Genomic DNA, 12,251 nt, shown 5'->3' with positions numbered 1-12,251 from the left:
GGGAAGCAGAGAAGGGAGGTGCGCGGTGACCACTGATCACGACGGTGTACGTGAGCTGCTGGGGGCCTGGGCCTTCGGCGCGTTGCGGCCGGAGGAGGAGAAGGCGGTACCGCGGCATCTCGCCGAATGCGAGAGCTGCGCGGCCGAGGCGGAGCGGCTGAGGGAGACGGTACGGCTGCTGGACGGGCCGCGGGGAACGGCCATGAGCAACGGCAACGGTTCGGGAGAGTCGGGAGGCGTACTCGCCCTCGCGCTGCGCGCCCGGCCCGCCGTGCCGCGGGTCGCCGCGCACGCCGCCCCGTACGCCGCCGCCGTCGCCGGACTCCAGGCGCTGGTGCGGGAGTTGGACGGCCGCTGGAGCACGCCGGTCGTGCACGACTGGGACGCGCACGCGACGGTCGCGCATCTCCTCGCCGCCGACGAGCCGCTGGCCCTGCGCCTTGGTCTCGACGCGCGCGTGCCCGCGTCGACGGTCCCGGAGGGGACACGCTGGGAGGAGGCCTGGAACACGCGCACCGCCGAGGTGATCGCCCACGAACTCGCGCGCACGCCCGAGGAGACCGTCGCCGACTGGTCCGCACAGGCCGGCGCGCTGCTGGCCACGCCCGAGGCCCACGATCCCGAACGCGCCGCGCACGCCACGACGTTGATGGGGATCCGGCTGCCCGTCGCCGATCATTTCCTGGTGCGGGGCTTCGAGGCGTGGATCCACACGGACGACATCGGCCGTGCCCTGGGCCTCGCCGTACCGCCGCCGCCCGAGGAGCACCTCTGGCAGCTGGTCCGGCTCGCCGTCCGCATCCTCGACTTGGCGCTGGGAACCACCGCTCCCCCGGTGCTCTTCGCGGTGACCGGACGCGAGGACACCCAGTGGGTGCTCGGCTCCGAGGACGAGCCGGTGCGGGCCGAACTCGTCCTGGAACCCGTCGACTTCTGCCTGCTCGTCGGCGGACGGTACACGCCCGAGGAGGTCCCGAGAGGCGCGACGGGCGACGAGGGCGCCGTACGGAACGTACTGGAGCGGGCGGCGGCGCTGTCCTGGCTGTAAACGGAGGAGGGCGGCACCCAACGAGGGTGCCGCCCATCATCCGTACGTCACTTCATCCGTACGTCACTTGCCAGTACGTCACTTGACAGGCGTGAAGTCCCGCGCCCCGATGAACTCGGGCCGGCGCACCGGTGCCGCGAACGGCTCCACCGCCGTGTTCTCCACGCTGTTGAACACGATGAAGACGTTCGACCGCGGGAACGGGGTGATGTTGTCCCCGGAGCCGTGCATGCAGTTGCAGTCGAACCAGGTCGCCGAGCCGGCCCGCCCGGTGAAGAGCTTGATGCCGTGGGCCTCCGCGAACTTGGTGAGCGCCTCGTCGGAGGGCGTGCCCGCGTCCTGCATCTGCAGCGACTTCTTGTAGTTGTCCTTGGGCGTGGCCCCCGAACAGCCGAGGAACGTCTTGTGGGACCCCGGCATGATCATGAGGCCGCCGTTGGTGTCGTAGTTCTCGGTCAGCGCGATCGAGACGGACACGGTACGCATGTTCGGCAGGCCGTCCTCGGCGTGCCAGGTCTCGAAGTCCGAGTGCCAGTAGAAGCCGCTCGCCCCGAAGCCGGGCTTGACGTTGATCCGCGACTGGTGGACGTACACGTCCGAGCCGAGGATCTGCCGGGCCCGCCCGACGACACGCTCATCGCGCACGAGCCGCGCGAAGATCTCGCTGATCTTGTGGACCTCGAAGACCGACCGGATCTCCTGCGACTTCGGCTCCACGATCGAGCGTTCGTCGGCCCGGATTGCCGGGTCGCTCACCAGCCGCTCCAGCTCGGAGTGGTAGACGGCGACTTCATCGTCGTCGATGAGCTGGTCGATGGAGAGGAAGCCGTCGCGCTCGAACGACTGGAGGTCGGCCACCTCGATCGGGCCCGGGTCACCCGGCGCGCTCCACACGACCGGGTCCTGGCGGGGTACGGACACCTCGGCGGCGCCGCGGCTCGGATACAGATCGGTGAGCGTCATGGTCATGATTCTCAGACCTCCTCGGTCAGCAGGGGGTAGACACCGTTCTCGTCATGGTCCTCCCGCCCGGTCACCGGCGGATTGAAGACGCAGAGGCAGCGGAAGTCCTCCTTGATCTTCATCGTGTGCTTCTCGTGGCCGTCGAGGAGGTACATGGTGCCGGGGGTGATGGTGAACTTCTCCCCGGTCTCGTCGTTGGTGAGCTCGGCCTCGCCCTCCACGCAGACGACGGCCTCGATGTGGTTGGCGTACCACATCGACGTCTCCGTGCCGGCGTACAGGATCGTCTCGTGCAGGGAGAAGCCGACCTTCTCCTTGGCGAGGACGATGCGTTTGCTCTCCCAGGTGCCCGACGCGGACTTGACGTGCCGGTCGGTGCCTTCGAGGTCCTTGAACGAGCGGACAATCACGGTGGTGCAGTGCCTCCTTCAGGCTGCGGGCGGTTGCGGTTACGCCGTCTCTCGTACGGCGCGGGCGAGGGTGCGCAGTCCCTCGTCCAGCTCGTCGGGCGTGATGGTGAGCGCCGGGAGCAGCTTGACGACCTCGCTCTCCGGGCCCGACGTCTCGATGAGCAGGCCGAGTTCGAAGGCACGCTGGGCGATGCGGCCCGCGCGCTCCTTGTCGTGGAACTCGATGCCCCAGACCAGGCCGCGGCCCCGGTACTCCTTGATGTCGTCGGGGTTCTCCTCGCAGACGGAGATCAGTGCCTGCTCGATCTGCTCGCCGCGGGCCCTGGTCTGCTTCTCCATGGCGGGCCCGTCGGACCAGTACGTCTCCAGCGCCGCGGCGGCGGTGACGAACGCCGGGTTGTTGCCGCGGAACGTGCCGTTGTGCTCGCCCGGCTCCCAGATGTCCAGCTCGGGCTTGAACAGGGTCAGCGCCATGGGCAGTCCGTATCCGCTGATGGACTTCGAGACGGTGACGATGTCCGGCGTGATGCCCGCCTCCTCGAAGGAGAAGAACGCGCCGGTACGGCCGCAGCCCATCTGGATGTCGTCGACGATGAGCAGCATGTCCTGACGCTCGCACAGCTCGGCCAGGGCACGCAGCCACTCGGGACGCGCGACGTTGATGCCGCCCTCGCCCTGCACGGTCTCGACGATCACCGCGGCGGGCTGGTTCAGTCCGGAGCCCTGGTCCTCGAGGAGCCGCTCGAACCACAGGAAGTCCGGGACTTGGCCGTCGAAGTAGTTGTCGAACGGCATCGGCGTGCCGTGCACGAGCGGGATGCCCGCTCCGGCGCGCTTGAAGGCGTTGCCGGTCACGGCGAGCGAGCCGAGGGACATCCCGTGGAAGGCGTTCGTGAACGACACGATCGCTTCCCGGCCCTTCACTTTTCGCGCCAGTTTCAGCGCCGACTCGACGGCGTTGGTGCCCGTCGGGCCCGGGAACATGACCTTGTACGGCAGGTCGCGCGGGCGCAGCACGATGTTCTGGAACGACTCGAGGAAGGCGCGCTTGGCGGTCGTCGACATGTCGAGACCGTGGGTGACGCCGTCGCGCTCCAGGTAGTCGATGAGAGCGCGTTTGAGTACGGCGTTGTTGTGGCCGTAGTTGAGTGACCCGGCACCGGCGAAGAAGTCGAGGTACTCGTGGCCGTCCTCGTCGTACATGCGGCTGCCCTGCGCGCGGTCGAAGATCGTGGGCCAGCCGCGGCAGTAGCTGCGCACCTCCGACTCCAGGGTTTGGAAGACGCTCAGGTCGGGCTGGGTGATGGTCACAGCGAATCTCCTCCTGGGAGATGAAGTCTTGGGGGTTGGGACCGGGTGGTCGGGCCCGGTCGGCTGGATCTGCTGGTCGGATCGGCCGTGGTCGGTCGGTTCGCCCAGCCGGCTGCTTGGCCGCTCAGTCGGCCTGGTGGCCCGATCTGGACGCTCCGTCAGCCGGCCGGAAGGTCAGCGGTCCTATGCGGTACAGCACCTCGGGGTCGTGCGGGCCGTCCGGGAAGTGCGCTGTATCGAACAGCACTTCACGCTCGACGCTCGCTCCGTGGCGTGCGGCGTACGAGGTGAACAGGCGCTCGGAGGCCGTGTTGCCGGGGGTGATCGTGGTCTCGACGGTTTCGAGGCCGCGATCGTGGGCTACTCGTGCCGTGAGTCCGTCCAGCAGGGCGGCGGCGAGGCCGCGTCCGCGGTACGCGGCGTCGACGGCCACCTGCCAGACGAGCAGGGTGCCCGGCTGGTCGGGCCGGGCGTACCCGGTGATGAAACCGACCGGCATCGCCTCCTTGTCGCGCGCCACCACCGAGGTGCCGGCGAAGTCACGGCACCACAGGAGGTAGCTGTACGAGGAGTTCACGTCGAGGGTTCTGGAGTCCTTGGCAATGCGCCAGAGGGCGGCGCCGTCCGCCACCTCCGGACGGTCGATCCGCAGGCCCTCCGGCATTTCCAAGAATTCCGCTTGCAGGTCTGCTTGTGCGGCGGTCATGCGGATTGAATTTACCGAGAGAAAGTTGAAATTGCATCGCCGGATGGGGTTACATGAGCGCCATTGATATGTTATCGCGCGGGCGCGGACGCCGCACGTTGGGGCGGCAAGAACACCCTGTTTGTCCGGGAAATACGGGAGGAAGCAGACACCCTGTGTGTTGCGTCACATATACGTAACGACCACGAGACCTGTCCGAATTACGAGCCTGACGTTCACGGAATCTTAGTGTTTAGGGCCGGGAAAAGCGGGCAGAAGAATACGGGAAGCTGCACTCGAACAAGCACCGGGAGGCGGCGAAATCAAAGGCGGAATGAATTCTTCAATTACGCGCCGGTGACCCCGTCGATACGCTCCCTCACAATGTCCGCGTGACCGTTGTGCCGGGCGTACTCCTCGATCATGTGGATGAGGATCCAGCGCAGGCTGACCTCAATCCCGGCCATGGGACCGTCGGTGATCCGTCCGGTGTCGTCCAGCGACCGTCCCGCACACAGCTCCTGCCCCCGGGCGATCTCCCGGCGCCAGTTCGCCAGCGCCTCGTCGAGCCCACGCTCCGGTACGAGGGTGGTGCCGCCGGACACGTCCCCGACCTTGCCCCCGTACACGGTCGGCACATCGAGCCCGGCGAACACCCGCTGGAACCAGTTCCGTTCGACCTCGGCGAGATGCTGGACCAGCCCGAGCAGGGTCAGCTCCGAGGGCTCGGCGGAGGCCAGCCGCAGCTGGCTGTCGTCCAGCCCCCGGCACTTCAGCTCCAGCGTGGCGCGGTGAAAGGCGAGCCAGCTCTCCAGCATGGGCCGCTCCGGCCCGGTCAGGAGCGGGAGGGGGCGGCCGTCGGGCAGGGTCTGGGTCTGGTGTGCGTCGGTGGCCATGCTGGGCAGCATGGCACGGGGGCCCGACGATGCGGGAGAGGCGAAATCCCGCCGTCAGGAATCAGCTACCGTCCCGCAGGTCCGCCGGCCAGTCAGGGCGGAACTCGATGCCGTCGTACGTGACCACGCACCCCTCCCCCAGCGGCGACTGCGTCATAAAGCCGACGAGGGCCGCTCCGGAGGCCTTCTCGTCAGCCAGGGTGAACAGGCGCACGAAGGTCCACCGCTTGCCGTCCTTGGAGGCGTGGAAGGCGAAGGCACGGCCCGTGCGGCTGATCCGCAGCCAGACCGAACTTCCCTCCACGGACCAGGAGTTGGCGTCGTCGGAGTGGCCACGGGTGACCACCGTGCACACGGTCGGCACATCCGGCGAGTTCTCCAGACAGAGCTTGGCCCACTCCCGCTCGGCCACATGCACGTACAGCACCCCCGCGTCAAAGGCTCCCGCAAAGCCCACGGTGACACGAGCGATCAGCTGAAAGTCCCCCTCCGGCGCCCCCAGCAGCCGAGGCGCGTCGGCCGCGGGGTCCAGAGCCTCACCAGTGGGCGGCACGAACCGATCCTGCCGAGCCCCCGCCCATCCGGTGAGCACCCCGTCCTCGTACGACCAGTGCCCATCAGGGCCGTAGGAGCGGAGGGGGAAAGGAAGTTCGGGTATTTCGAGGTCCATGCGCAGAGTCTCCCAGGTTCACAACCGCGCCCGCTTGAGGGGCCGCAGGCCCCGATAGGGGCGCGGGGCTGTGACATTTGCGGCTCCGCCGCGGGGCGCGACCAGCCACGAACAACCCGCAGTCCGCGACGAACCGGCACGCCCTACGGCGCTACCCGCAGCCCCCGCCCCCAGCGGAGCGCTACCGCTCGAGGCGGCCGTTGAAGCGCCGCGGCAGCCCCAGCGGGTTGTCGTCGCGCAACTCGGCGGGCAGAAGCGCCTCCGGCGCGTTCTGGTACGCCACCGGCCGCAGCCACCGCTCAATCGCCGTACCGCCCACAGACGTGGACGTCGACGTGGTCGCCGGGTACGGGCCCCCGTGATGCTGGGCCGGAGCCACAGCAACACCGGTGGGCCAGCCGTTGACGAGCACGCGGCCCGCGAGCGGCGTCAGCTCGGCGAGGATCTCGGCGCCGCGGCCCTCGCCCGCCGCCTCCTCGCTGGAGAGGTGCACGGTCGCGGTGAGGTTGCCGGGCAGCCGGGAGAGGACGGCGCCTGCCTCCGAGTCGTCCTCGTACCGAGCGACAACGGTGATAGGCCCGAAGCACTCCTCCAGGAGCAGATCATGCTCACCCTCGGCGACAAGCTTGCTCGCCGGCACGGTCAGGAACCCGGGGCTCACCGTGTGCTCACTCCCCGCGCCCGGCGTCACCGGAGCGTCCACGTCCGGGAGTTCGGCCCGCTCGGCAACGCCCGCGACGAAGTTGTCTCGCATCCGGTGGTCCAGCAGCACCCCGGCGTCGGTGTCGCTGACCGCGTCGGTGAGGGACTTCACCAGCCGGTCCCCTGCCGCACCCGCCGGCGCGAGAACGAGCCCCGGCTTCACACAGAACTGGCCGACACCCAGCGTCATGGAACCCCCGAGCCCCGTACCGATCGCCTCGGCGCGCTCGGCGGCGGCGGCCTCGGTGATCACGACGGGGTTCAGCGAGCCCAGCTCGCCGTGGAACGGGATCGGCACGGGCCGGGCGGCAGCCGCGTCGAAGAGGGCACGGCCGCCCCGTACGGAACCGGTGAAACCGGCCGCCGACACCAGCGGATGCTTGACCAGCTCGACGCCCGCCTCGAAACCGTGCACGAGCCCGACGACCCCCTTGGGGATGTCGTGCTGGTCCGCGGCCCGCCGCAGCGTCGCCGCGACCAGCTCGGACAGCCCCGGGTGGTCGGGGTGCGCCTTGACGACGACCGGGCAGCCCGCGGCGAGCGCACTCGCGGTGTCACCGCCCGCGACCGAGAAGGCGAAGGGGAAGTTCGAGGCCGAGTAGACGGCGACGACACCGAGCGGCACCTTGTAGCGGCGCAGGTCCGGGATCGGCGGCGTCGCGGTGTCGTCGGGGTGGTTGATCACGACGTCGAGGAACGCGCCCTCGTCGACGATGTCCGCGAAGGCCCGCAACTGGTAGCAGGTACGGGCGAGTTCACCGGTGAGCCGGACCGGGCCGAGCGCGGTCTCCGCGTCGGCGGCCTCCACGAGGTGGTCCTTGGCGCCTTCGAGCAGGTCCGCAGCGGTGCGCAGGAAAGCCGAGCGGACCGTGCGGTCGGCCAGGGCTCCCCGGGCGGCGTGGGCCGCGCGGACAGCCGTGTCCACCTCCTGGGCTGTTGCCTCCACCGCAACCTGTTCACGCTGCTTCCCGGTTCGGGGGTCGACACTCCAGACTGGTGCTGCTGCCACCGCGGGTCCCTCCAGATGTGATGCCGCAGTTCTTATGTGATGCCGCAGTTCTTGTGTCACTCACCAGGGCGTTCGATATGCTGAACACTGTCTCTGATGGTGAATATGTTTCGGAGACTATTTCCCGTCGAACGAAGGGGTCAAGGGCGATGTCGGCTGGCGAGACAGGCGGCGGGGCGCAGGTCAAGTCCGCGGTGCGGACCGTGGAACTGCTCGAGTTCTTCGCCGGCCGACCAGGAATGCATTCCTTGGCCTCCGTGCAGGAGGCCGTAGGTTACCCCAAGTCCAGTTTGTATATGTTGCTCCGTACGCTCGTCGAGCTCGGCTGGGTCGAGACGGACGCGACGGGCACGCGGTACGGCATCGGGGTGCGCGCCCTCCTCGTCGGTACGTCGTACATCGACGGCGACGAGGTGGTGGCCGTGGCCAGACCGACCCTCGACCGGCTCTCCGACGACACTACGGAGACGATCCACCTGGCGCGGCTCGACGGCACGAATGTGGTGTATCTCGCCACCCGCCAGTCCCAGCACTACCTCCGCCCCTTCACGCGCGTGGGCCGCCGGCTGCCCGCCCACTCCACCTCGCTCGGCAAGGCGCTGCTGGCCACGCACACCGACGAGCAGGTACGCAAGCTGCTGCCGGAGACCCTCCCCGCGCTGACCGAGCACACGATCACCGACCGGGAGAAGCTGATCGAGGAGCTGCACCAGGTGCGGGAGCAGGGCTTCGCCGTGGACCGCGAGGAGAACACGCTGGGGCTGCGCTGCTTCGGCGTCGCGATTCCGTACCGTACGCCGGCGCGCGACGCCATCAGCTGCTCCGTACCGGTGGCGCGGCTGACACCCGCGCACGAGCAGATGGTGAAGGACGCCCTGTTCGACGCCCGTGACCGGCTGACGCTCGCCACCAGGAGGCTCTGACATGGAGATCGTGCTCCGCGAGGTCCACGACAGCGATCTGCCGGTGTTCTTCCGGCAGATGAACGATCCCGAGGCCGCCCGGATGGCCGCGTTCACGGCCAAGGATCCGGCCGACTGGGATGCCTTCGACGCCCACTGGAAGCGGATCCGCGCCTCGTCCGACGTGGTCAATCGCACGGTCCTCGCCGACGGTGACGTCGTGGGCAGCGCGGCGGTGTACGGCGAGCCGGGCGAGCGCGAAGTGACGTACTGGATAGACCGCGCGTACTGGGGCCGCGGCATCGCCACGCGCGCCCTGCGGGCCCTGCTCGCCGAGGTCCCCGAACGCCCGCTGTACGCCCGCGCCGCCGCGGACAACGCGGGTTCGCGCCGTGTCCTGGAGAAGTGCGGTTTCCACGTGACCGCGCACGCCAGGGGGTACGCGAACGCACGCGGGGCGGAGATCGACGAGGTGGTCCTGACCCTGGACGGCTGAGGTCCGTGGACGGGCGGCTTCATGAAGCCCGGATGAGAAAGCCGGTCCGGCGGGAACTCGCCCCCGCCTTCCGCTCGTCTTCCAGAGCGCGATGAACACGACGATCAGGCGGGCCTCCGTCTTCACGCTGCTGCTCGTGCTCGCCCTGCTGGTCAGGGCGACCTGGGTGCAGTTCTACGACGGCACGGCGCTCGCGGAGAACAAGGAAAACCGGCGGAACGTGATCGAGCAGTACGCGTACCCGCTCGGGAGTATCATCGTGGCCGGCGAGGCGATCACCGGGTCCAAGGAGACGGACGGCGGCGACCTCAAGTACCAGCGGACGTACAAGGACGGCGCGCTGTATTCGGCGGTCACGGGCTACAGCTCGCAGGTGTACGGGGCGACGCAGCTGGAGGGCATCTACCAGGACCTGCTCGACGGCACGGACAACCGGCTGAAGAACCCGGTGGACACGGTCACCGGCAAGCGTGCCGACCCGGGCGACGTGGTCACGACGATCGACCCGGATGTGCAGCGGGCCGCGTATGAGGCGCTGGGTGACACGAAGGGCGCTGCCGTCGCCATCGACCCGACGAACGGCAAGATCCTCGGTGTCGTGTCGACCCCTTCGTACGACCCGTCCGAGATCAGCGGCTCCGACGACTCCGCCGCCTGGGAGAAGCTGACGAAGGATCCCGACAAGCCGATGACGAACCGGGCGCTGCGCCAGCCGCTGCCGCCGGGCTCGACGTTCAAGCTGGTCGTGGCGGCTGCCGCGCTGGAGGACGGGCTGTACTCGTCGGTGGACGAGAAGACGGACAGTCCGAATCCGTACCCGCTGCCGGGCACGACCCGCGTCCTGGACAACGAGAACCCGTCGGCGCCGTGTGAGGACGCCACGATCCGGGTGGCTCTGCAGTACTCGTGCAACAACGTCTTCGGGAAGATGGCCGTCGACCTGGGCCAGGACAAGGTCAAGGAGATGGCGGACAAGTTCGGCTTCGACGACGCGGAGCAGGACGTCCCGGTGCGGGCGTACGAGAGCGTCTATCCGTCCGGCATGGACAAGGCGCAGACCGCGCTGTCGGGCATCGGACAGTTCGACGTCACGGCGACGCCGTTGCAGATGGCCATGGTGTCGGCGGCCATCGCCAACGGCGGTGAGCTGGTCTCGCCGCACATGGTGTCGCAGATCAGCGACGCGGGCGGGAACGTGCTGGAGAACTACGACGACAACACGGACACCAAGGAGATCGTCAGCCCGTCCACGGCCGAGCAGTTGCAGTCGGCGATGCAGACGGTCGTCGACGAGGGCACGGGTACGAACGCGCAGATCGACGGCGCGACCGTGGGCGGCAAGACGGGTACGGCCCAGCACGGCGAGAACAACAGCCAGACGCCGTATGCCTGGTTCACGTCGTACGCGAAGGACGACTCCACAGGCAAGGAGGTCGCTGTCGCTGTGATCATCGAGCAGTCGAACGCGGCCCGGTCGGAAGTCAGCGGCAACGGGCTGGCCGCGCCGGTCGCGAAGGCCATGATGGAGGCGGCACTTCAGGACTAGGCCCCCCAGAACCAACCGAAGGCCCCGGCGTGCGCCGGGGCCTTCGCACGTCACAGCCCCAGGGGCCTCATACGCCCAACAACTGCTCGATCGGGTCGATCGCGAAGTACACCAGGAACAGTGCCGACGCGCCCCACAGCAGCCAGTGGACCTCGCGGGCCTTGCCGAGTACCGACTTGATGAGGACGTATGCGACGAAGCCCGCCCCGATGCCGTTGGTGATCGAGTACGTGAACGGCATCACGGCGATCGTCAGGAACGCGGGGATGGCTATCTCGTACTTGTCCCAGTCGATGTGCTTGACCTGAGTCATCATCAGGAAGCCGACCGCGACCAGGGCGGGGGCCGCGGCCTGGAGCGGGACGATGGTCAGCAGCGGGGTCATGAAGAGGGCCAGGGCGAACAGTCCGCCGGTGACCAGGTTGGCGAAGCCCGTGCGGGCGCCTTCGCCGACGCCCGCCGCCGACTCGATGTACGAGGTCGAGGAGGAGGCGGAGGACGCGCCGCCCGCGACCGCGGCGGCGCCGTCGATCAGCAGCACGCGACCCAGGCGCGGCACCTTGCCCTCTTCGTCCAGCAGCCCCGCCTCGGCGCTGATGCCGACGACCGTGCCCATGGTGTCGAAGAAGTCCGAGAGGATGAGGGTGAAGACCAGCAGGACTACGGTGATCGCGCCGGCCTCGCCGAAGGCGCCGAACAGGCTGAAGTCGCCGATCAGCCCGAAGTCGGGGGTGTCGACCACCTTGTCCGGCCAGTCGGGCGTGGTCAGTCCCCAAGTCTTGATGTCGGCCGCCGAGTTGATGACGATCGCGAGGAGCGTCATGGCGACGATGCTGATCAGGATGGCGCCCTTGACCTTGCGGGCGAGCAGCCCGATGGTCAGCAGCACCCCGAGGCAGAAGACGAGCATGGGCCAGCCGGTCAGCGCGCCGGTGGCGCCCAGTTGCACGGGCACCGTGGTGTTCGCCGCGTCCGGGATGCGGCTGACGAACCCGGCGTCGACGAAGCCGATGAACGCGATGAACAGGCCGATGCCGACGCTGATCGCCTGCTTCAGAGGCTGAGGTATCGCGTGCATGACGGCCTCGCGCAGGCCCGTCACCACCAGCACACAGATCAGCAGGCCCTCGAGGACGATCAGACCCATCGCGTCGGCCCAGCTCATGAGCGGGGCTATCTGGAAGGCGACCACGGCATTGAGGCCGAGCCCGGCGGCGAGCGCGAGCGGCAGATTGCCGCCGATGCCCATGATGACGGTCATCACGGCGGCCACCAGGGCGGTGGCGGTGACCAGTTGGACGCTGTCGAGCCGCTGCCCGAACTTGTCCTCGGCGCTGCCCAGGATGATGGGGTTCAGCACAAGGATGTACGCCATCGTGAAAAACGTGGCGAAACCGCCGCGGATCTCCCGGGCGAAGGTGGATCCCCTGGCGGAGATCTTGAAGAACCGGTCGACGCTGTTCGCCGGGGGTGGTGCGGCACTCGGCCGGTCGGCCACCTTCTGTGCTCCGGACATGCGGATGCTCCTCGTTCCTGCGTGCTGGTTGTGCGGATGCTGGCTGGATTGTTCCCGCCGTGCTCCGCTTTCGGGTTTTCTCCGTGTTACGGAATCA

12 protein-coding genes are annotated in these 12,251 nt (G+C 68.5%); 4 read left to right on the top strand and 8 right to left on the bottom strand.

The annotated features are described in order from the left end of the window. Nucleotides 1-25: 25 nt before the first annotated feature. A complete protein-coding gene (locus tag ACGFNK_RS13480; RefSeq protein WP_393415399.1) occupies nt 26-1,048 on the top strand; it encodes a maleylpyruvate isomerase family mycothiol-dependent enzyme in 1,023 nt (340 codons plus the stop codon). A gap of 78 nt (nt 1,049-1,126) precedes the next feature. On the opposite strand, the gene thpD is transcribed toward ACGFNK_RS13480, so the two are convergent. The 7 genes from thpD to ACGFNK_RS13445 form a co-directional block, all read right to left on the bottom strand. Then, the gene (thpD, locus tag ACGFNK_RS13475; protein ID WP_386345509.1) at nt 1,127-2,017 is read right to left on the bottom strand and encodes an ectoine hydroxylase; all 891 of its coding nucleotides are present in this window, start codon (nt 2,015-2,017) and stop codon (nt 1,127-1,129) included. A 5-nt stretch (nt 2,018-2,022) separates the two neighbouring features. Beyond that, nucleotides 2,023-2,421 (bottom strand): ectoine synthase, encoded by a 399-nt coding sequence (locus ACGFNK_RS13470; RefSeq protein ID WP_033317823.1) that lies wholly within the window; start codon nt 2,419-2,421, stop codon nt 2,023-2,025. Nucleotides 2,422-2,460: 39 nt separating this feature from the next. Further along, nucleotides 2,461-3,732: a diaminobutyrate--2-oxoglutarate transaminase gene (gene ectB, locus ACGFNK_RS13465; RefSeq protein WP_393415394.1), complete on the bottom strand. Its 1,272-nt coding sequence runs from the start codon at nt 3,730-3,732 to the stop codon at nt 2,461-2,463. A 124-nt stretch (nt 3,733-3,856) separates the two neighbouring features. Then, nucleotides 3,857-4,438, bottom strand: coding sequence for a diaminobutyrate acetyltransferase (gene ectA, locus ACGFNK_RS13460; RefSeq protein WP_393415391.1), 582 nt, complete (start codon nt 4,436-4,438; stop codon nt 3,857-3,859). Nucleotides 4,439-4,764: 326 nt separating this feature from the next. Beyond that, complete coding sequence (locus tag ACGFNK_RS13455) at nt 4,765-5,313, bottom strand: DinB family protein (protein ID WP_393415388.1); 549 nt, start codon at nt 5,311-5,313, stop codon at nt 4,765-4,767. Nucleotides 5,314-5,374: 61 nt separating this feature from the next. After that, nucleotides 5,375-5,983 (bottom strand): DUF1349 domain-containing protein, encoded by a 609-nt coding sequence (locus ACGFNK_RS13450; RefSeq protein ID WP_393415385.1) that lies wholly within the window; start codon nt 5,981-5,983, stop codon nt 5,375-5,377. Nucleotides 5,984-6,164: 181 nt separating this feature from the next. Beyond that, nucleotides 6,165-7,694, bottom strand: coding sequence for an aldehyde dehydrogenase (NADP(+)) (locus ACGFNK_RS13445; protein ID WP_393415382.1), 1,530 nt, complete (start codon nt 7,692-7,694; stop codon nt 6,165-6,167). Between the two features lie 149 nt (nt 7,695-7,843). Here ACGFNK_RS13445 and ACGFNK_RS13440 point away from each other — a divergent pair, with 149 nt between their 5' ends. The 3 genes from ACGFNK_RS13440 to ACGFNK_RS13430 all read left to right on the top strand — a co-directional run bounded on the left by ACGFNK_RS13440 (nt 7,844) and on the right by ACGFNK_RS13430 (nt 10,638). Beyond that, nucleotides 7,844-8,617, top strand: a complete 774-nt coding sequence (locus ACGFNK_RS13440) for an IclR family transcriptional regulator (protein ID WP_344386892.1) — start codon at nt 7,844-7,846, stop codon at nt 8,615-8,617. A 1-nt stretch (nt 8,618) separates the two neighbouring features. Then, nucleotides 8,619-9,092 carry a GNAT family N-acetyltransferase gene (locus ACGFNK_RS13435; RefSeq protein WP_393415378.1) on the top strand — a complete coding sequence of 158 codons (474 nt, stop codon included), beginning with the start codon at nt 8,619-8,621 and terminating at the stop codon, nt 9,090-9,092. 91 nt (nt 9,093-9,183) lie between these two features. Further along, on the top strand, nt 9,184-10,638 hold the full coding sequence (locus tag ACGFNK_RS13430) for a peptidoglycan D,D-transpeptidase FtsI family protein (protein WP_393415375.1): 1,455 nt from the start codon (nt 9,184-9,186) through the stop codon (nt 10,636-10,638). 67 nt (nt 10,639-10,705) lie between these two features. Here ACGFNK_RS13430 and ACGFNK_RS13425 read toward each other — a convergent pair whose 3' ends face one another. Next, the gene (locus ACGFNK_RS13425; protein WP_393415372.1) at nt 10,706-12,154 is read right to left on the bottom strand and encodes an NCS2 family permease; all 1,449 of its coding nucleotides are present in this window, start codon (nt 12,152-12,154) and stop codon (nt 10,706-10,708) included. Nucleotides 12,155-12,251: the final 97 nt, after the last annotated feature.

Origin of the sequence: Streptomyces sp. NPDC048825 (genome assembly GCF_043198355.1) — a bacterium.
GTDB classification, from domain to species: Bacteria; Actinomycetota; Actinomycetes; order Streptomycetales; family Streptomycetaceae; genus Streptomyces; species Streptomyces xiangluensis.
The sequence above is the reverse complement of the archived record's forward strand: the minus strand, read 5'-3'. Positions and strand labels throughout refer to the sequence as shown.

Coding starts and splice junctions, on each gene's coding strand:
- thpD (WP_386345509.1), bottom strand. CDS start 2,017: ATGACCATGACGCTCACCGATCTGTATCCGAGCCGCGGCGCCGCCGAG.
- ectA (WP_393415391.1), bottom strand. CDS start 4,438: ATGACCGCCGCACAAGCAGACCTGCAAGCGGAATTCTTGGAAATGCCG.
- ACGFNK_RS13455 (WP_393415388.1), bottom strand. CDS start 5,313: ATGGCCACCGACGCACACCAGACCCAGACCCTGCCCGACGGCCGCCCC.
- ACGFNK_RS13450 (WP_393415385.1), bottom strand. CDS start 5,983: ATGGACCTCGAAATACCCGAACTTCCTTTCCCCCTCCGCTCCTACGGC.
- ACGFNK_RS13440 (WP_344386892.1), top strand. CDS start 7,844: ATGTCGGCTGGCGAGACAGGCGGCGGGGCGCAGGTCAAGTCCGCGGTG.
- ACGFNK_RS13435 (WP_393415378.1), top strand. CDS start 8,619: ATGGAGATCGTGCTCCGCGAGGTCCACGACAGCGATCTGCCGGTGTTC.
- ACGFNK_RS13430 (WP_393415375.1), top strand. CDS start 9,184: ATGAACACGACGATCAGGCGGGCCTCCGTCTTCACGCTGCTGCTCGTG.
- ACGFNK_RS13425 (WP_393415372.1), bottom strand. CDS start 12,154: ATGTCCGGAGCACAGAAGGTGGCCGACCGGCCGAGTGCCGCACCACCC.